Origin of the sequence: Rathayibacter sp. AY1E6, assembly GCF_002931115.1 — a bacterium.
GTDB lineage: Bacteria > Actinomycetota > Actinomycetes > Actinomycetales > Microbacteriaceae > Rathayibacter.
The window spans coordinates 13,228-30,384 of record NZ_PSVK01000018.1 but is presented as its reverse complement, the minus strand read 5'-3'; the positions used below and the strand labels follow the sequence as shown (position 1 = coordinate 30,384).

Sequence of the window (17,157 nt, the reverse complement as noted above, 5' to 3'; positions counted from 1 at the left end):
CTCCCGGCTCCGATGACGACCGTTCGTGACGCCTCGGAGCCCCGGGGGCTCAGCCGACCAGGTGCGTCGCGCGCTCGAAGGCGCGCTTCAGCTCGTCGCGCTTGCGGGGCTGGCTCATCGCCCGCTGGCCGGGGCTCCACGAGTCGATGACCGTCGGGCCGTCGACCAGGTACGGCTCGATGTTCTTCTTCCAGCCGCTGGTCGGCGCGGTCCCGGCGTTGACGACGACCCGCAGGTCGGGGAGCAGCGGCAGGAGCCGGCGCAGCTCCATCGCGCCCTGCCGCACCTCGTCCGCGTCGGGGGCGCCGTCGAGCTGCCACGGCACGATGTTCCAGACCAGGGTGCGGGCGTGCAGTCCGACCTCGTCGCGGAGGGTCCAGGTCGAGGCGGCGGTCGCGTCGTCGTTGTCGACCGAGACGAAGCCGGAGCCGTCGGGGCCGGTCGACATCGGTCCCGGGGCCTCCAGCACGATGAGCGCACGCGCCTCGACGCCGGCCTCGGCCGGGTCGAAGTCGGGCACCACGGCACCCGGATGCCTGCGCATGCGCCGGGCGAGGAGCTCCTCGCGGAACGCCCGGAGGGGCTGCACCGAGGGCTCGTCCTCGAGCAGGGCCCGGCGCTCGTCGAGGGCGGAGCGGTCGCGGAAGCCGTACGGCTCGGTCAGGAACACCCTCCGAGGCTAGTCGCGATCGGCGCCGCCGCGGGAGGCGGGCCTGCGGGCGCCCTCCTGGGTGACCCCTGCAGGGCCTGGCTCGCGCCGCCCCCGGCTCCTACGGTCTGACTGCAGTCGAGAATCTGGACCGGAGGGGGTCACCGTGTCGGACGAGCCGTCAGTGAGCATCGGGGTTCCGTACGTCGAAGGGGGGTCGTCGCCGCAGGTGCTGGACGTGTACAGCAGGTCGGTGTCCCCGGCCGAGGACGCCGCTCGGCCGGCCGTCGTGCTGATCCACGGCGGCGGGTGGTTCCGGGGGGACAAGAGCAAGGAGCGGGCGCTCGCGACGATGCTGGTCGACGCCGGCTACCTCGTGTTCGCGGCGGACTACCGCGAGGCTCCGGACTCGGTCTTCCCGGCCAGCAGGGACGACGTGCTCGCCGCGGAGCGGTGGGCGGTCGCGTCCGAGTGGGCGTTCGACCGGAGCAGACTGGCGTTCTTCGGCGGATCGGCGGGCGGGAACCTGGTCGTGGAGGCCGCGATCGCCACCGGCCGGCCCGCCGTCAGCTGGTCGGGGATGTTCGACCTCCTCGGCATCGTCGAGGCGACCGACGACCTCCCGGCCACGCCGACGACGCAGGACCTCGACGCCATGAAGAGCGCCGACATCAACCAGACCGGCCGGAACGACGCCTTCCTGCGCTGGACGATCCTCAACGAGGTCGGGGGCGACCGCGGGCTGCTCACCGCCGCCTCCACGACGCGCCACGCCTCCCCGGACGGCGGGCCGGTGTTCCTGGCCAACTCGCTCGGCGAGTTCGTCCCCGTGAGCGACGCGCAGGCCATGCAGGCGGCGCTCTCCGCGGTCGGAGTCGCCAGCACGCTGCAGCTGATCCCGGGCACCCGTCACGCCGAGGGGTACACGGAGGCGGCCATCGGCCCCTCGCTCGCCTTCCTCCGCGACGCCCTCCCGCCGGCCCGAGCATGACGACGACGGAGTTCGCCGGAGTCGGAAACGTCTTCTACTTCGTCGACGACCTCGACGCCGCGATCGACTGGTACTCGGCGCGGCTCGGGCGCGAGCCCGTCGTCCGCGGCGAGGCGCTCGTGGCCTACGACCTGGACGGCACCCGCCTGACGCTGCACGAGCGGGACGAGCTGAACCGGCCCGGACCCGACGGCACGAGCCCGTACTGGACGGTCCCCGACGTCGACGCCGTCGTCGCCGACTGGACGGCGAACGGCGCCGTCGCCCACCGCGGTCCGAAGACGGTGTTCACGGGGGAGCGGCTGTGCCAGCTGCTGGACCCGTTCGGCAACCTCTTCTCGGTGCGGCAGGCCGTGCCCCGTGACTGAGGACGTCGCTCCGGCTCCTGCCGCCCCGGCGCAGACGTCCGCGCCGGCGCAGCCGTCGGCCTGGGCGCCCATGGCAATCACCGCCTTCCGCGTGCTGTGGTTCGCCCAGCTGGGCAGCAACATCGGCACCTGGATGCAGACCGTCGGAGCCCAGTGGTACCTGGTCGAGGCGGCCGCGGGCGCGGCGGTCGTCGCGCTCGTGCAGACGGCCAGCCTGGCGCCCTCGATCCTCGTCGCCCTCCCCGCGGGCGTGCTGGCCGACTCGCTCGACCGGCGGCGGCTGCTCATCTGGGGGTCGTCGGCCAGCGCGCTGCTGGCGGCCGCTCTGACGGTCGTGGCGGCGGTCGGCGCGCTGACGCCGTGGACGATCCTGGCCTTCACCTTCCTCCTCGGCATCACCTCCACCCTGACCTCGCCCGCCTGGCAGGCGATCCAGCCGGAGCTCGTGCCCCGGAACCTGATCGCGGCGTCGTCGGCCCTCGGCGGCGTGACGGTGAACGGCGCCCGCGCGGTCGGCCCGGCCCTGGCGGGAGTCGTCCTCTCGGCGTTCGGCGCTCCGGTGGTCTTCGGCATCAACGCCCTGAGCTTCATCGGCGCCGTGCTCGCTCTGCTCTGGTGGAAGCGGCCGACGCAGACCGGCCTCGACGACCGCGAGCAGTTCGGCGCCGCGCTGAAGGGAGGGATCCGGTACGTCGCCTCCGCGCACCTCGTCCGCCGGATCCTCCTCCGCTCCGCGCTCTTCGCCCTGCCGGCCAGTGCGCTCTGGGCGCTGCTGCCGCTCACCGCGAAGCGCCTCCAGCTCGACTCCAGCGGCTACGGCTTCCTCCTCGGGGCCCTCGGTGCCGGTGCCGTGCTCGGCGTCTTCGCCCTGCCGCTCGCCCGCCGGAAGCTCTCGGACGACGTCGTCATCGGGGCGAGCGCCGTGCTGTTCGCGGCGGGGACTCTCGCGGCGGCCTTCCTGCCCCTCGTTCCGGCCCTGCTGCTGCTGGTCCTCGCGGGGCTGGCGTGGATCGGCACCCTCACCGTGCTGAACGCGGCGCTGCAGCTCACGCTGCCGCAGTGGGTGCGGTCCCGCGGAGCCTCGATCTACATCCTGGTCTTCATGGGGACCATGGCGGTCGGCTCGATCGGCTGGGGCCTGGCCGCGCAGGTGCTCGGCACCGCGCCCGCGTACGCCGCGGCGGCCGCTCTGCTCCTCCTCGTGGCGGCCAGCGTGCGGGTGCTGCCCCTGCTGCCGGGGACGGGCACCGTCGACCGCAGCATCTCGATGTCGTGGCCCACGCCCACGCTGGTGTTCGAGCCGGAGCCGACGGACGGGCCGGTGATGGTGCAGATCTCGTGGACGGTCCGCCCCGGCTCCCTCGCGGACTTCCGATCGGCCATGCGGCTGCTGGAGAGCTCCCGCCGCCGGACCGGCGCCTCGCGGTGGGCGCTCTACCGGAGCGGGGAGGAGGCCGACGTGCAGCTGGAGACGTTCATGGTGCCCTCGTGGGGCGAGTTCCGGCGGCAGGAAACCCAGCGGCTGACCGGCCGCGACCGCGAGATCCGCGCGGCGGCGCTGACCCACGCCGACGGCGATCCCGTCGAGCGGCACTTCTTCCCGAGCGCGACGCCCTCCTCCTGAGAGCGGGAGCGGCGGCGAGCCGTCCCCGTGGTCGTCGAGACGGCCGGCGTGCGAGCGGTGTCTCGGCGGATGTCTCGCCCCGCGTCCCGGGCGCGAGGGCGGAGGTGCGCTGCGGTCAGCCGCCGACGGTGGAGCCGAAGCCGGACTTGCCGGAGGAGCCGAAGCCGCCCGAGAGGGTCGCCTTCGAGCCGACGGTCGAGCCGGCCGGCGCGCGCTGCACGACGTCGGGCTGGGTCGCTCCGCGGGCCGCGAAGCCGCCGGACGCGACGGGCGCCCAGCTGGTCGCCCGCGTCGAGTTCCAGCGCGAGGACGCGAAGATCAGCGGGCCGAGCCAGAAGCCGCCGGCGTAGTGCCCGCGGTACTCGTCGGTCGCCTCGCACAGCTGCTCGGGGTCGTCGCCGACCTCCTCGCCCTGCGCCTGGAGCTGGGCGATCTGCTCCCGCACGTCGGCGAGGCAGTCCTCGCGGCTCGCATAGACGGGGCGCTCGGCGTTCTCGGGGATGACGTAGTCCTGGCCGTCGGCTCCCGTGGCGACGACGCCGTCGGTCGAGGGGCCGCCGTTCGCGAGGGCGACGGCGAGGCCGACCGCGCCGACCGCGACCGCGCCGCCGATGAGCAGGCCGCGGCGGTTCTTCGCGATGCCGCTGATGCCCACGCTCCGGGAGCGGTGGGGAGCGGTGCGGGTGGAGCCGTCGCCGCGGCCGGTGCCGCCGCTCGAGCCGCCGCTCGGCGTGCCGGAGCCCGCCTCGGGCTCGCGGCTGCCCCAGTCGTTCCCGGAGCTCGGCATCCCGGAATCGCCGGGGGTGCGGTCGTCGTCCGTCATCGGGTCTCCTCGTCCTGCGGGCGGGCCGCGCGGGTGTCCTGCGGCCGGTCGTGCTCGGGGGCGCCGTACTCGGGCGCGGGGGTGCCGAGCGCGGGAGCGCCGTAGGCGGGGGTGGAGGCGTGCCCGGGGCGGGAGGCGGCCGACGCGGCGTCCGCGGCCCCGTCGCTCCGTCCGCCCTCGATGTAGTGGGGCACGAACTCCGCCAGGTCGCCGGTGATCAGGCCGCTCGTCTCGCGCACGTCGATGCCGGCCGGGGTCTCGCCGACGATCCAGCTGCCGATGACGACGGTCTTCCCGTCGACCCGGGCCAGTTCGGCGCGCTCCTGGTGGATGAAGCCCTCGGCGCCGTAGCTCCCGCCGTTCTCGGCGACGACCGAGCCGTCGGCGTCGAGGACCGTCACGTTCGCGCCCTCCCGGCCCAGGCGCGGCTTGCGCACCTGCGCGGTGCCGGGTAGCGGATGCACGGAGGCGGGCAGCAGGTTCGGGTGGCCGCGGAACATCTCCCACAGCACCACCAGCAGCTGCTTGTTGCTGAGCAGGAGCTTCCACGCCGGCTCGACCCAGCGGGTGCGCTCGCGCCGGTCGAGGAGGAGGCCGCCGAACTGCTCGCCGAGCATCCACTCCCACGGGTACAGCTTGAAGACGTGGCGGATCGGCTCGCCGTCGCCGTCGAGGAAGCCGGCGCCGTCGAGCTCGTAGCGGATGTCCTCGACGAAGATCAGCTTGGGGTCGAAGCCGGCCTGCGCCGCGGTCTCGGCCATGTAGGCGACGGTGTCGGCGTCCTCGACGATCAGCTCGCCGTCTCCGGAGTCGTGCAGCGACGCGAGGTGCAGCCGGGCGCCCTCGTCGAGGCTCCAGCGCTCGAGGCGGAGGTGGCGCCACTGCTCGACGAGCTGCTCGTGCAGGCTGTTGAACTGGTCGGCGTCGGGACCCTTCGTCTCGACGAGCCACTGCCACTGGGCCGCGGCGGTCTCGACCAGCGAGGTCGGGGTGTCGGCGTTGAACTCGAGCAGCTTCACCGCGCCCGCGCCGTCGTAGGCGAGATCGAAGCGGCCGTAGACCGTGGGGTCGTCCTCGTCCCACGAGGTGCGCACCAGCTCGTGGAAGCGGGGCGGGATGCCGAACTCGGCGAAGCGGCCCTTCCGCACCACGAGCTCGCACGCCTCCATGCAGAGGTCGAAGAGCTCCGAGGTCGTGCGCTCGAGCAGGTCGATCTCGGCGGGCTCGAAGGAGTACGCCGCGGACTCGTTCCAGTAGGGGCGGCCGCCCTCGGAGGGGAGGTCGTAGAAGCTGAAGCCGATCTCGTCGCAGCGGGCTCGCCAGTCCGGTCGCGGAGTGAGGGTGTGTCTGCGCATGATGTCCGGCAAGTGTAGGTCGGGCGTCCGCGTGAGGGCAGGGGGTGGCGCCGTCCTCCGCGCTAGCCTCGACGGGAGCGAAAGGCCGTGCCATGACAGCACCCCTCCCGCTCGCGGGCGTCCGCGTCCTCGAGCTCGGCAACTTCATCGCGGCGCCCACCGCGGGCCGGCTGCTCGCCGACTTCGGCGCCGAGGTGATCAAGGTGGAGCGGCCCGGCACGGGGGACGAGCTGCGCCGCTGGCGGCTGCACGAGGGGTCCGAGACCTCGCTCCTCTTCCACACGATCAACCGCAACAAGCGCTCGATCGCGCTCGACCTGCGCACGGACGAGGGGCGCGACGCCGTCCGCCGCCTGGTCGCCGAGTGCGACGTGGTGCTCGAGAACTTCCGGCCCGGCACGCTCGAGCGCTGGGGGATCGGGCCGGACGTGCTCGACGAGGCCCGGCACGGCATCGTGATCGGACGCATCTCCGCGTTCGGGCAGACCGGCCCGCTGTCGGCCCGGCCCGGATTCGCGGCGGTCGCGGAGGCGATGGGCGGGTTCCGCGAGCTGGTCGGCGACCCGGACCGGCCGCCCGTGCGCGTCGGCGTCTCGATCGGCGACTCGATCGCCGGGCTGTACGCGGGCTACGGAGTGATGATGGCGCTGTTCCAACGCGAGACCCGCCGCTCCGCGGGGCTGGATCCGGCACCGCTGGCGGAGCGGGTCGTCGACGTGGCGCTGCACGAGGCGATGTTCTCGATGACGGAGTCGCTGATCCCCGACTTCCAGGCGCACGGCATCGTCCGGGAGCGCGTCGGCGGGCGGATGGAGGGCATCGCCCCGACCAACGCCTACACCTGCGCCGACGGGGCGAGCATCGTGATCGCGGGGAACGCGGACGCGATCTTCCAGCGGCTGATGGCGGTGATCGGCCGCGCCGACCTGGGCGAGGACCCGGCGCTCGCCTCGAACGAGCAGCGCTGGGCCCGGCGCGACGAGCTGGACGCGGTGATCGGCGCGTGGACGGCGGGCCGCACCGCCGCCGAGGCGCTCGCGGTCCTCGACGACGAGGGCGTCCCCTCCGGCCCGATCTACACGGCCGCCGACATCAGCGCGAGCGAGCAGTACGCGGCGCGCGACATGATCCAGGCCTTCGACGTCGAGGACGCCGGCGGCACTCTGCGCGGCGTGGGCTTCCCGGGGATCGTGCCGGTGCTCGGCGGCCGCTCCCTCCCCATCCGCTCGCTCGCGCCCGACCTGGGCCAGGACACCGAGGAGGTGCTGGGGATGCTCCGGCGCACCGGTACCGCTGCTCCCTCCGCCGGCGGGGCTCCTGCCGCTCCCTCCGCCGCCGCTGCCGAGGAGGCCGGCCGGTGACCGCGCTCGCCTCCGCGCGCCTGCGAGACGTCACCCTCCGCGACGGCCTGCAGCTCACCGGCAAGCTCCTGACGACCGAGCGCAAGGTCGACCTCGCGCGCACGCTGCTCGCCGCGGGAGTGCCCGAGCTCGAGATCGGCTCGCTCGCGCGCGGCGACCTCGTCCCTCCGATGGCCGACACCCTCGACGTGATCGCCGCGCTCACTCCCGAGGAGCTGGAGCGGTGCTGGGTGTGGGTCGCGACTCCGCGCCACGTCGAGCGTGCGGCCGCCGCGGGGGCGCGCCGCTTCCAGTACTGCTTCTCGGCGTCCGACTCGCACAACCTCGCCAACGTCGGCAGGCCGACCGAGGCGAGCCTGGCCGCGATGCCGGAGGCGGTCGCGCTCGCCGAGAGCGTCGGCGGGCGGATCCAGCTGTGCATCGCCACCTCCTTCACCTGCCCGTTCGAGGGCCCGGTCGACCCGGAGCGCGTGCTCGCGATCGCGCGCGACCCGCGGGCGGAGGGAGCGGCCGACGTGGTCGTCTGCGACACGCTCGGTCAGGCGCACGCCGGCCAGGTGGCGTCGCTCGTCTCGCGCGTGGCCGCGGAGACCCCGCCCCGCGAGATCGTGTTCCACGGCCACGACACCTGGGGCTCGGGCGTCGCGAACGCGATCGCCGCCGTGCAGGCCGGGGCCGCGGTGGTCGACGGCGCGCTCGGCGGCCTCGGCGGCTGCCCCTTCGCACCGGGCGCCAGCGGCAACACGGCGACCGAGGACCTCCTGTTCGCCCTGCGCCCCGACTGGTTCACGCCCGGCGCGCTCGCGGTCCTCGTCGGCGAGTCGGAGGCGCTGCTCGCCGAGCTCGGCGAGCCCGGCCGCTCGAAGGCCGCGCAGGGCGCCCGCTCGAACGCCCCCGCCTTCCCCTGGGCGCTCTGAGCGGATCGTCCCCCGCTCGTCGGTCCGAAGCGTCACGAACGGCCGCCTCCCGCCGCGGAGGACGACCGTTCGCGACGCCTCGACAGCGTCGTGCGGGTCAGCGCGCGAGCAGCGCGCCGAGGCGTGCGCGCTCGGCGCGGAGGACGTCGACCAGGAGGGACCCCTCTGGCGCGGCGAGCCAGCGCTCCAGGGCGAGGTCGAAGAGGGCGGAGGCCGCGAGGGCGGCGAGGGCCGCGTCCTCCGGCGCGACTCCGGCGTCGACGAGGGCGGCGCGCATGCTCTCGGCGAGGGCGGCCGACTTCAGGAGCTCGCGCTCGCGCAGCTGCGGCTCGGAGCGCACGACGGCACGGCGGGCGGCGATCGGAGCGCGCCAGGTCTGGAGGTCGCCCGAGGCGGCAGCCTCGAGGCCGTGCATCACGAGGTCCATCGGCGCGAGGCCGGCGGGGGCGCCGGCGAGCAGGCGGCCGACGATCTCGGGGAACTCGCGCTCGCGGAGGAAGAGGACGTCGCGCTTGTCCGCGAAGTGGCGGAAGAAGGTGCGGGTGGTGAGCCCGGCGCGCTCCGCGATCGCGGGGACGGTGGTGCCCGCGTAGCCGTGCTCGGCGAAGAGCTCCATCGCCGCCTGCTCGAGGCGGAGGGCGGCATCGGGGGCCCAGCGTGACATCCGCCCAGGATAGCTGACGACACGACGTGTCATCAGGAGTAGGGTGACGACACGTCCTGCCATCACTTCCGACTGGAGCCGCCCGTGCCCGAGAACGCCGCCGCCCTGCTGACCGCCCCGCGGGCCGACCTCGTCGTCCGCCCCGCTCCGATGCCCGTTTCCGGTCCGGGGGAGGTCCTGCTGCGCAACGGCGCCCTGGCCGTGAATCCGGTCGACGAGATGAAGCAGTGGACGGGCGATCTGATGTTCCGGTGGGTGCCGTACCCGGCGGTGCTCGGGGAGGACGTGGCGGGAGTGGTCGAGGCGGTCGGCCCTGGAGTGACGCGCTTCGCCGTCGGCGACCGGGTCGTCGCGTACGCGGTCGGGATGGAGCGCGGGCGGCGGAACCGCGACGAGGGCGCCTTCCAGGAGTACACGGTCGTGCGCGAGGACCTGGCGGCGCCGATCCCCGACCGGCTGGGCTTCGAGGAGGCGGCGGTGCTGCCGCTCGCGGTCTCGACGGCGGCGACGGCGCTGTTCCAGCGGGACCACCTCGCCCTGCCGCACCCGAGCGTCCCGGTCCGGCCGACGGGCAGGACGGTCGTGGTCTGGGGCGGGACGACGAGCGTGGGGAGCAACGCGATCCAGCTCGCCGTCGCCTCCGGGCACCGCGTGGCGACGACCGCGTCGCCCCGCAACCACGAGCGGATGCGCGAGCTGGGCGCCGAGATCGTGCTCGACTACCGCGGCCCCTCCGTCGTCGCCGACCTGGTGGCTGCGCTCGCGGGCCACGAGGTCGCGGGGGTGCTCGCGATCGGGACGGGTTCCGGTGCCCCGTCGGTGGCGGTGGCCGCGGGCACCGGAGCGCGACGGGTCGCCCTGGCCAGCCCCTCCGTCTCGTTCGGCTCGCTCCCGCGCCGACGCGGTGTCAGCGCCGCCTTCGTGCGGACGATGCTGCGCGTGGTCGGCGGCACCGCGGCGCTGCAGATCGCGGCCCGGCGCCGCGGCATCCGCGCCCGCTTCGTCTGGGGCGGCTCGCTGATGACGAACGAGGTGGGGCCGATGCTGTGGCGCGACCACCTGCCGGCGGCGCTCGCCGAGGGCCGTCACGTCTGCGCCCCGGCGCCCGAGGTGGTGGGTGAGGGGCTCGCCGCGCTGCAGCCCGCCCTCGACCGGCTGCACGAGGGTGTGTCGGCGGTGAAGCTGGTCGTCCGGCTCTGAGGGGCGGGTCGCCGCCGCCTGCCCCGCCGGGCCGCGGACCGGCCGCTCCGCCCGCAGCTGCTCCGCCCGAGCCGCGCCGCCGAGTGGCCGCAGCGCCGGAGCCTCGGTATCGTGGCGCGCTCCGACGCGACCCGAGGAGACCCCGTGATCCGCCGCACCGCCCCCGGAGCCGCCGCGCTCCTCCTGCTCGCCCTAGCCGGCTGCTCCGCCGGGTCGTCGCCCGCGGCGTCCCCGGCCTCCACTCCGGAGCCGGTCGGCGGCCTGGGGGTCGCCGTCTCGGCGCTCTGCGAGGCCGGCTCCGATCCGCAGTGCGTCCCGGTCGGCGGGCAGGAGGTCCTCGTCGATCCCGAGGACTTCACCCGCGCGGGCGTCGCCGCGGTCGAGGCCGATCCGAGCACGGGGGTCGTCGACGTCCGGTTCGACGAGGCGGGCGCCGCCCTCCTGCGCCGCGGCTCGCAGGCGGCCATCGACGAGGGGGCCGACGCCCGGCTCCTCCTCCGCGTGGGCGACCGGGTCGAGTCTGCGCTCTCCGTCATGCAGCCGATCGAGGGCGACACCGTGCAGATCGTTCCCGCGGAGGGCGACGCGCAGGGGCTGGTCGACCGGATCCTCGCCGGCTGACGCCCGCCTAGGATCGGCGCATGGCGAAGGGTTTCCGCACGGAGCGCACGCAGGCGCTCCTCCTCGCGCAGCCCTGGGCGCTCTCGCTGGTGAGCGCCGTCTTCGTGGCGGGGATGCTCTGGCTGGCGGCGGACGCGGGCTGGGATCTCGGCGCGGTCGTCGGCGGCGGACGCCGGCACGCGCCGCTGTGGCTGGTGCTCCTGCTCGGCCTGCCGCTGTTCGGCGCCGGAGTGGTGCTCGGCGCGGTCCGGCAGGTGCGGCTCCTGCGGCGGCCGGCGGCGCCGCCCGTCCCGAGTCCGGAGGCGGAGCGGCTGCGGCGCGAGGGCCCGGGCTGGCTCAGCCGGCGCGAGGACGAGCGAGCGGCGCAGGGCGGGACCGGGAGCGCGCAGGGCGGCACCGGCGGCACACCGGACGTGATCGGCAGCGCTCCCGGCGGCACGGACGACCCGCGCGACGAGGCCCGCTGACCGCGACTCAGAGGTGCAGCATCCCCCAGTCGATGATCACGGCCAGCGCCGTGTAGGCCGCGGCCACTGCTCCGACCGCCTTGCCCGCGCGGTCGAGGTCGGCCTGCGGGTCCGGACCGGCGTCGGCGACGACCCGGAGCAGCGCTCCGACCAGCGCGATCAGCGTGATCGCCAGGATCCAGACCTTCAGCGACGCGTGCGGGTCGACGTGCGCGAGCGTCAGCGCGACGACCGGCACCGCCACCACGAGCACCGACGCCAGCACCAGGAGGCAGCCGCGCCGGGTGAGGCCGGTCGGCCCGAAGGAGCCGCCGCGCATCCAGGCGCGCACGCGCTGCCTCCGCGAGGCGGGCGGACCGCCGGCGGAGTCCGCGTCGGTCGAGGGCCCCCAGTCCTGCGCGGTCGTCATCGCGCGGTGCCGGAGCGGTCGGGAGTCGGGCTGGGCCGCATCGGGTCCTCCAGGAGACGAGGGGGCACGTCGGACGGTGGTGCCGACCCCTCAGTCTCGGGAGCGCCTCCGGCAGCGGCAAGCGCCTCTTCCGGACATGTCCGGAAGAGGACGCTCAGGCCCGTCCCTGCAGGATCAGATTCCAGTACACCCACGGCAGGACGCGGCGGTCGGCGAGGTAGGTGAGGCGCCGCTCCTTCGCCAGGCCCGTCCAGTAGGGGACGGTCGGCTTCGGGCGGTAGCGGTCGTCGAACTCGGCGAACACCACGCTCGACCGCGAGACCACGAAGGGGCAGACGGAGTAGCCATTGTAGACGCGGGGGAGCGGGCGGCCCTTCTGCGCGGCGACGAGGTTCTTCGCGAGCGTGGTGGTCTGCTGGCGCAGCGCTCCTCCGGACTTCGAGTTGACCGTGGCCGCCGCGTCGCCGAGCCCCCAGACGTCGGGGAACCGCGGGTGCCGCAGGGTCAGCGGGTCGACCTCGACGAAGCCGCCCTCGTCGCCCTCGGCGGCCAGTCCGGTGCCGGCCAGCCAGTCGGGGGCCGACTGCGGGGGCACGGCGTGCAGCACGTCGTACGACAGCGTCTCGCGCGGGCCGTCGGTCGAGCGCCGCGCGCGGTCGGGGCCGGGGAGGGCGGTCGCGCGCTCGTCGACGGCGAGGACGACCCTCCGCTCGGCCGCGTCGACCTCGACCAGCTCGCGGCCGTAGCGGACCTCGATCCCGTACTCCGCCACCTTCCGCTCGAGCTCGGAGTCGATCAGCGGCATCCCGAACAGAGTGGGGGTCGGCACGACGAGCACGACGCGGATGCGGTCGAGGACGCCGGTCGCGCGCCAGTAGTCGCAGGCGAGGTACATCGGCTTCTGCGAGGCGCCGGAGCAGGTGCCGGGGCCGCCGGGCTGCGTGAAGACGACGGTGCCGGAGCGGACCTCGCGGAGCACCTGCGACGCCTTGCGGGCGTACTCGTACTCGTAGTTGGACACTCCGAACGGCGAGTCCATCGCCTCCTGGAGCCCGGGGACCGCGGCCCAGTCCTTCTGGATCCCGGGGCAGACGACGAGCTGCCCGTAGCCGACGGTGCGGTCGGAGAGAAGGGTGACCGTGTGCGCGACCGGGTCGATCGTCTCGACGCGGTCCTGGATCCAGACGACCCCCTTCGGCGTCACCGAGCCCTGGGGCCGGGTCGCCGCGGAGGCGGGTGCGGTGCCGCCCGCGACGTGGGAGAGCATCGGCTGGTAGACGTGGGTCGACCGGGGCTCGATCACCGCGACGTCGTCCACTCCGGAGCGCCGCAGCCGCCCCGCGGTCGAGAGTCCGGCGTTGCCGCCGCCGATGATGAGGACGTCGTGGCGGGCCGCGCCGGGATCGGTCATGGCCTCACCCTAGAGGCGCGCCGGGGCGAGCGGACGGGCTTGCGCAGACCCGCGGAAGGGGGTGCGCTCGGAGCGCCCGGGACGGTGATCCCGCACGGCCGCCCGGCTCGCGTCAGGCCGCCTCGAGCGCCTGGATCGCGGTCCTCGCGGTCGCGCAGGGGTAGGAGTCGTACCCGTCGTGGGCGTCGAAGGCGCGGCACTCGGCGCAGCGCAGCCGCACTCCGGCGCCGCCCTCGAGGACGCGCTCCGGGCGGTGCCCGTGCAGGATGACGGCGAGGCTCGCGACGAGGGGGTCGCTGCTCACCAGCGCGCTCCGCAGCGCCTCCGACCGGCGGCGGAGGTAGTCGTCCGCCACGGCGTCGATCGACTGCTCGGGGAGGTCCGGCTCGGGCCAGGAGGCGGGCCGCTCGACGGGCAGGTCGAGCTCGTCGAAGCCCATCGACCAGTCCGGGAACCGGCGCTGCTCGTGCACGCTGGTCCAGACGGTGACCACGCCCTCGTGCCGCGGGTCGGCGAGGATCCGCGCGTAGAGCGAGCGCACGTCCGACTCCTCGCCCTCGAGCAGCTGCATCACGCGGCGGCCGCGGAAGACGAGCATCCCCGAGACGCCGTGCTCGACGTTGTTGCGGCGGCTCGTCTCGAGCAGCCGGCGGATCTCCCCCGAGCCCAGGTCGCGGTCGAGCGTGCTGACGTAGACGACGGTGAAGACGAGGGAGTCGCGGCGCGGCGAGTGCTCGACGAGGTGGAGCGTCGCGGGGGAGCGGGCGCCGGTCTCGGGGTCCATCAGGGCCGCGACCTCCGGGAACTCGAGCCAGATCAGGTCCTCCGGAGCGCTCGGCTCCACGGCGGTGACCGCCGGGACCGCGTCCAGCCACTGCGTCCGCTGGCGGAGGTCGGCGGCGACCGCCTTCTCGTCGAGCCCGGGCAGGAGGCCTGCGTCGCCGGAGACGAAGAGGCTCGTCGCGGAGTTGAGCAGCAGCGTCACGACCGTCGCGTGGCCGTCGCCGGCGAGCACGGGGAGCTCGACACTGTCGGTGCGGCCGTGGGCGGCGAGCCCGGAGGCGTAGGAGACGAGTGCGTCGGCGACCGCGTCCCCCACCTGGAAGGTCGCGCCGGCGTACTGGATCTGCTTCACAGCCCTACGATGCGCCTGCGGCGGATCCACGGGTAGGGGTACCGGTGCCGGGTGGAGCGTGCAGGGGTCGCGGCTGCTCCCGTCCGAGGAGCACGGAGCGGCGGGACCGCGCCCAGTCGGCCGTCGAGCGGGCCGGCGTCCCCGTGATCCGCTCGACCTCGTCGGTGAGCACGTCGACGCCGTCCAGGCCGCGGCGGGCGACGACTCCGAACTGCCGACGGAGCCCCTCCGCCTGCCACGCGGACGTGCCGGCGAGGCGCAGGACCCCGGCGAACACGCGGCTGGGCAGGTGCAGGTAGCGGACGCGCCGCCCCAGGCCCGCGGTCAGCTCGCGGGCGGCGCCGGGTCCGTCGAGCAGGGCCGGTCCGGTGAGGACGGGCTCGGCGCCGGTGTGCCCTCCCGCCTCGAGGACGTGCGCGGCGACCCGGGCGATGTCGGCGGTGTCGATCCACGGGATGACGCCGCGCCCCATCGTCTGCGGGAGCAGACCGCGCGAGATCGCGGGCGCCGAGGGCTCGAGGTTCGTCAGGAAGCCCGAGGCGTGGAGGATCGTCGCGGGCAGCCCGGAGGCGCGCACCCGCTCGTCGGTCCGCCAGATCGCGCGGCCCCAGGGGAGCGGCGAGTGCTCGGCCGCGTCGCCGCCGGAGAGCTGCACGAGCGCGCGGACGCCCGCCTCCTGGGCGGCGCGGACGGCGGTGGCGCCGTGCTCGGCCTGCCGCGGGGTGGCGGCGGTGACCAGGAAGAGCTGGTCGGCGCCCCGGAGGGCGGCGGTCAGCGCGGCCCCGTCGCCGAGGTCGGCGATCCGTGCGTCGAGGCCGCGGGCCGCGAGGGCCGCCGCCTGCTCGGGCCGGCGGACGATCGCGCGGACGGGCGCGCCGGCCGCCACGAGCCGCTCGAAGGTCTTGCCGCCGACGTCGCCGGTGACTCCGGTGATCGCGATCACATCGCTCATGATTCCTCCTCGGTATCAACTAACTGATACTCGAAGACTACGCCGCTACGCTCGGTCCATGTCCTCGGAGTTCTCCCTGACCCGCGACGACGTCGACGCGATCGCCGCCTGGACGGTCATCCGCGCCGCCCGCGACCTGGCGAGGCGGGTCGGCGACGCGCTCGCGCCGGTCGGGCTCAGCCCGGTCGAGTTCGGCGTGCTGGCACAGCTCTCGGCGGCCGACGGGCTGACGCAGGCCGACCTCGCCCGCGCCGTCGGCGTCCGCCCGCAGAGCATGACCGCCCTGGTCGCCGGGCTGGCGGAGCGGGGCCTGCTCGACCGGGGGGCCGAGCGCGGCCGCGGCCGTCACTCCCGGATCGCCCTGACCCCGGCGGGGCGCGACCTCCTCGCGGCCGCCTACCCGCTCGTGCGGGCCGGCAACGCGTGGTTCGGCGGCGAGGAGCGCGCCGACGCCGTCGCGACCGCGCTGCGCCCGCTGCTCGGCGGGCAGTCGGGCCCGGGGCACGAGGTCCCCTGAGCGGAGGGGCCGAGGAGGCTCGGCAGCGGGAGAGGCGGCTCCTCCGCCGAGCGCTCGTGCACACCCGGCCCCCTCGCGGGTGCCACCGGTACCCTGGTGCGGTGCCCCTGACCCTCCCTCCGCTGAGCCGCGCCCGCGCGCGCGCTGCCGCGGCGTACCCGACCCGGCTGCTGCTGACCAAGCGCGCCTCGGGCACGAACGGATGGCTCAGCTCGTGGGGGACGAACGCGCACGGCGAGATCGCCGGCTGCCCGCCGCCGCGCGGCTGACCCGCGACCGCCCCTCCTCCGGAGTCCGCGGCCGCGTCCCCGCGCTCACCCACCCCTCCGGACGGAACCCCTCATGCCGCACCAGCCCCTGCCCGCCGATCAGGCCCCCCACTCGATCTGGCGGGGACTCCGCCAGACACTCCAGAAGGACACGGTCGGCGGAGCGTTCCTGCTCACCGCGACCCTCCTCGCCCTGATCGTCGCCAACAGCCCCGCGTCCGCGCTCTACAGCGCGGTCCGCGACTTCCGCTTCGGCCCCGAGGCCCTGCACCTCGAGCTGAGCGTCGGGTCGTGGGCGGCCGACGGCCTGCTCGCGATCTTCTTCTTCGTCGTCGGGCTCGAGCTCAAGGAGGAGTTCGTCGCCGGCAAGCTCCGCGACCCCAAGACGGCGCTCGTGCCGATCGTCGCGGCCGTCGGCGGCGTGGCCGTCCCCGCCCTGATCTTCACCGCGGTGAACCTGCCCCGCGGAGGAGCCGCGCTGGACGGCTGGGCGATCCCCGCCGCCACCGACATCGCCTTCGCCGTCGCGGTGATCGCCGTGGTCGGCCGCTTCCTCCCGCCGGCGCTGCGGACGTTCCTCCTCACGCTCGCCGTGGTGGACGACCTCATCGCGATCACGATCATCGCCGTCTTCTACACCGCCGGCATCGACGTGCTGATGCTCCTGCTCGCGCTGGTGCCGCTGGCGGTCTTCGCGGTCTGCGTGCAGCGCGGCGTGCGCGCCTGGTGGGTGCTGATCCCGCTCGGAGTGGCGACGTGGGCGCTCGTGCACGCCTCGGGCATCCACGCCACGGTCGCGGGCGTGCTGCTCGGCTTCACCGTGCCGGTCGTCGCGACGAAGCGCGCCCGGGTGCGGGTGGGGTCGGATGCGGAGGGGCACCCGGTCTACGACGGCCTCGCCGCGCACTTCGCCGACCGCTGGAGCGTCCTCTCGACCGCGGTCGCGGTGCCGGTCTTCGCGTTCTTCTCGGCCGGAGTGACGGTCGGCGGAGTCGCGGGCCTGGTCGACTCGTTCCAGGACTCGATCGCCGTGGGCATCATCGCGGGCCTCGTGCTCGGCAAGCCGCTCGGCATCGCCGGGAGCACCTTCCTCCTGACCCGGTTCCGCGGCATCGGCCTGGATCCGTCGCTGCGCTGGGTGGACGTGATCGGCATGGCGTTCGTGGCCGGCATCGGATTCACGGTGTCGCTGCTCGTCGGCGAGCTCTCGTTCGGCGCGGGCAGCGAGTCCGACGACCACGTGAAGGTCGGCGTCCTGGCCGGCTCGTTCCTCGCGGCGGTGATCGGAGGCGCGATCCTCTCGGTCCGCAACCGCCACTACCGCCGCCTGCAGGACTGACGGCCGACGGGATCTCGCGGCGCCCGCGGCCCGATCAGCAGGAGCGTGCTGGTCGATCAGCACGCGCCTCCTGCTGGTCGATCGG

19 protein-coding genes are annotated in these 17,157 nt (G+C 75.0%); 11 read left to right on the top strand and 8 right to left on the bottom strand.

Annotated features, from left to right (window positions below; translation table 11 throughout):
* Window positions 1–49 precede the first annotated feature (49 nt).
* A complete protein-coding gene (locus C5C46_RS13130) occupies window positions 50–670 on the bottom strand; it encodes a hypothetical protein (protein WP_104227008.1) in 621 nt (206 codons plus the stop codon).
* Window positions 671–902: 232 nt separating this feature from the next.
* On the opposite strand from C5C46_RS13130, the gene C5C46_RS13125 reads away from it, so the two are divergent.
* Genes C5C46_RS13125 through C5C46_RS13115 form a run of 3 tightly spaced genes read left to right on the top strand, consistent with a single transcriptional unit; the run spans window position 903 to window position 3,632 of the window.
* Window positions 903–1,640, top strand: coding sequence for an alpha/beta hydrolase (locus C5C46_RS13125; protein ID WP_159940689.1), 738 nt, complete (start codon window positions 903–905; stop codon window positions 1,638–1,640).
* Window positions 1,637–2,008 carry a VOC family protein gene (locus tag C5C46_RS13120; protein ID WP_104222402.1) on the top strand — a complete coding sequence of 124 codons (372 nt, stop codon included), beginning with the start codon at window positions 1,637–1,639 and terminating at the stop codon, window positions 2,006–2,008. Before C5C46_RS13125 ends, C5C46_RS13120 begins: the two co-directional genes overlap by 4 nt.
* Window positions 2,001–3,632: an MFS transporter gene (locus C5C46_RS13115; protein ID WP_258059487.1), complete on the top strand. Its 1,632-nt coding sequence runs from the start codon at window positions 2,001–2,003 to the stop codon at window positions 3,630–3,632. The genes C5C46_RS13120 and C5C46_RS13115 overlap by 8 nt, the downstream gene beginning before the upstream one ends.
* A 115-nt stretch (window positions 3,633–3,747) precedes the next feature.
* On the opposite strand, the gene C5C46_RS13110 is transcribed toward C5C46_RS13115, so the two are convergent.
* A complete protein-coding gene (locus C5C46_RS13110; protein ID WP_104227006.1) occupies window positions 3,748–4,455 on the bottom strand; it encodes a hypothetical protein in 708 nt (235 codons plus the stop codon).
* On the bottom strand, window positions 4,452–5,810 hold the full coding sequence (locus C5C46_RS13105; protein ID WP_104227005.1) for a glutathionylspermidine synthase family protein: 1,359 nt from the start codon (window positions 5,808–5,810) through the stop codon (window positions 4,452–4,454). Before C5C46_RS13105 ends, C5C46_RS13110 begins: the two co-directional genes overlap by 4 nt.
* 92 nt (window positions 5,811–5,902) lie before the next feature.
* Here C5C46_RS13105 and C5C46_RS13100 point away from each other — a divergent pair, with 92 nt between their 5' ends.
* Together C5C46_RS13100 and C5C46_RS13095 are read left to right on the top strand one after the other, a co-directional pair.
* On the top strand, window positions 5,903–7,171 hold the full coding sequence (locus C5C46_RS13100) for a CaiB/BaiF CoA-transferase family protein (RefSeq protein ID WP_104227004.1): 1,269 nt from the start codon (window positions 5,903–5,905) through the stop codon (window positions 7,169–7,171).
* Window positions 7,168–8,088 (top strand): hydroxymethylglutaryl-CoA lyase, encoded by a 921-nt coding sequence (locus tag C5C46_RS13095; RefSeq protein ID WP_181127749.1) that lies wholly within the window; start codon window positions 7,168–7,170, stop codon window positions 8,086–8,088. Before C5C46_RS13100 ends, C5C46_RS13095 begins: the two co-directional genes overlap by 4 nt.
* Window positions 8,089–8,185: 97 nt before the next feature.
* On the opposite strand, the gene C5C46_RS13090 is transcribed toward C5C46_RS13095, so the two are convergent.
* Entirely contained in the window at window positions 8,186–8,752 is a 567-nt protein-coding gene (locus C5C46_RS13090; RefSeq protein ID WP_159940693.1) for a TetR/AcrR family transcriptional regulator, read from the bottom strand.
* 84 nt (window positions 8,753–8,836) lie between these two features.
* Here C5C46_RS13090 and C5C46_RS13085 point away from each other — a divergent pair, with 84 nt between their 5' ends.
* The 3 genes from C5C46_RS13085 (at window position 8,837) to C5C46_RS13075 (ending at window position 11,040) form a co-directional block, all read left to right on the top strand.
* Window positions 8,837–9,952, top strand: coding sequence for a zinc-binding alcohol dehydrogenase family protein (locus tag C5C46_RS13085; protein ID WP_104227002.1), 1,116 nt, complete (start codon window positions 8,837–8,839; stop codon window positions 9,950–9,952).
* Between the two features lie 144 nt (window positions 9,953–10,096).
* On the top strand, window positions 10,097–10,573 hold the full coding sequence (locus tag C5C46_RS13080) for a hypothetical protein (RefSeq protein ID WP_104227001.1): 477 nt from the start codon (window positions 10,097–10,099) through the stop codon (window positions 10,571–10,573).
* 20 nt (window positions 10,574–10,593) lie between these two features.
* Window positions 10,594–11,040 (top strand): hypothetical protein, encoded by a 447-nt coding sequence (locus C5C46_RS13075; protein ID WP_104227000.1) that lies wholly within the window; start codon window positions 10,594–10,596, stop codon window positions 11,038–11,040.
* A gap of 7 nt (window positions 11,041–11,047) precedes the next feature.
* Here the strand turns inward: C5C46_RS13075 and C5C46_RS13070 are convergent, their stop codons facing one another.
* The 4 genes from C5C46_RS13070 to C5C46_RS13055 all read right to left on the bottom strand — a co-directional run bounded on the left by C5C46_RS13070 (window position 11,048) and on the right by C5C46_RS13055 (window position 14,947).
* Complete coding sequence (locus C5C46_RS13070) at window positions 11,048–11,449, bottom strand: hypothetical protein (protein WP_104226999.1); 402 nt, start codon at window positions 11,447–11,449, stop codon at window positions 11,048–11,050.
* Between the two features lie 154 nt (window positions 11,450–11,603).
* Window positions 11,604–12,860, bottom strand: a complete 1,257-nt coding sequence (locus C5C46_RS13065; RefSeq protein ID WP_104226998.1) for an NAD(P)/FAD-dependent oxidoreductase — start codon at window positions 12,858–12,860, stop codon at window positions 11,604–11,606.
* Between the two features lie 112 nt (window positions 12,861–12,972).
* Complete coding sequence (locus C5C46_RS13060; protein WP_104226997.1) at window positions 12,973–13,995, bottom strand: BLUF domain-containing protein; 1,023 nt, start codon at window positions 13,993–13,995, stop codon at window positions 12,973–12,975.
* Between the two features lie 4 nt (window positions 13,996–13,999).
* Window positions 14,000–14,947: an NAD(P)H-binding protein gene (locus C5C46_RS13055; RefSeq protein WP_104226996.1), complete on the bottom strand. Its 948-nt coding sequence runs from the start codon at window positions 14,945–14,947 to the stop codon at window positions 14,000–14,002.
* A 58-nt stretch (window positions 14,948–15,005) separates the two neighbouring features.
* Here C5C46_RS13055 and C5C46_RS13050 point away from each other — a divergent pair, with 58 nt between their 5' ends.
* From C5C46_RS13050 to nhaA, 3 genes are all read left to right on the top strand, one after another.
* On the top strand, window positions 15,006–15,464 hold the full coding sequence (locus C5C46_RS13050) for a MarR family winged helix-turn-helix transcriptional regulator (protein WP_181027218.1): 459 nt from the start codon (window positions 15,006–15,008) through the stop codon (window positions 15,462–15,464).
* A 101-nt stretch (window positions 15,465–15,565) separates the two neighbouring features.
* Window positions 15,566–15,733 carry a hypothetical protein gene (locus C5C46_RS17000; protein WP_159940701.1) on the top strand — a complete coding sequence of 56 codons (168 nt, stop codon included), beginning with the start codon at window positions 15,566–15,568 and terminating at the stop codon, window positions 15,731–15,733.
* A 73-nt stretch (window positions 15,734–15,806) separates the two neighbouring features.
* Window positions 15,807–17,072 (top strand): Na+/H+ antiporter NhaA, encoded by a 1,266-nt coding sequence (gene nhaA, locus C5C46_RS13045; protein ID WP_104226994.1) that lies wholly within the window; start codon window positions 15,807–15,809, stop codon window positions 17,070–17,072.
* The last annotated feature ends 85 nt before the right edge of the window (window positions 17,073–17,157 follow it).

Coding starts and splice junctions, on each gene's coding strand:
- C5C46_RS13050 (WP_181027218.1), top strand. CDS start 15,006: ATGTCCTCGGAGTTCTCCCTGACCCGCGACGACGTCGACGCGATCGCC.
- C5C46_RS13100 (WP_104227004.1), top strand. CDS start 5,903: ATGACAGCACCCCTCCCGCTCGCGGGCGTCCGCGTCCTCGAGCTCGGC.
- C5C46_RS13105 (WP_104227005.1), bottom strand. CDS start 5,810: ATGCGCAGACACACCCTCACTCCGCGACCGGACTGGCGAGCCCGCTGC.
- nhaA (WP_104226994.1), top strand. CDS start 15,807: ATGCCGCACCAGCCCCTGCCCGCCGATCAGGCCCCCCACTCGATCTGG.
- C5C46_RS13090 (WP_159940693.1), bottom strand. CDS start 8,752: ATGTCACGCTGGGCCCCCGATGCCGCCCTCCGCCTCGAGCAGGCGGCG.
- C5C46_RS13070 (WP_104226999.1), bottom strand. CDS start 11,449: ATGACGACCGCGCAGGACTGGGGGCCCTCGACCGACGCGGACTCCGCC.
- C5C46_RS13055 (WP_104226996.1), bottom strand. CDS start 14,947: ATGAGCGATGTGATCGCGATCACCGGAGTCACCGGCGACGTCGGCGGC.
- C5C46_RS13120 (WP_104222402.1), top strand. CDS start 1,637: ATGACGACGACGGAGTTCGCCGGAGTCGGAAACGTCTTCTACTTCGTC.
- C5C46_RS13075 (WP_104227000.1), top strand. CDS start 10,594: ATGGCGAAGGGTTTCCGCACGGAGCGCACGCAGGCGCTCCTCCTCGCG.
- C5C46_RS13110 (WP_104227006.1), bottom strand. CDS start 4,455: ATGACGGACGACGACCGCACCCCCGGCGATTCCGGGATGCCGAGCTCC.
- C5C46_RS13065 (WP_104226998.1), bottom strand. CDS start 12,860: ATGACCGATCCCGGCGCGGCCCGCCACGACGTCCTCATCATCGGCGGC.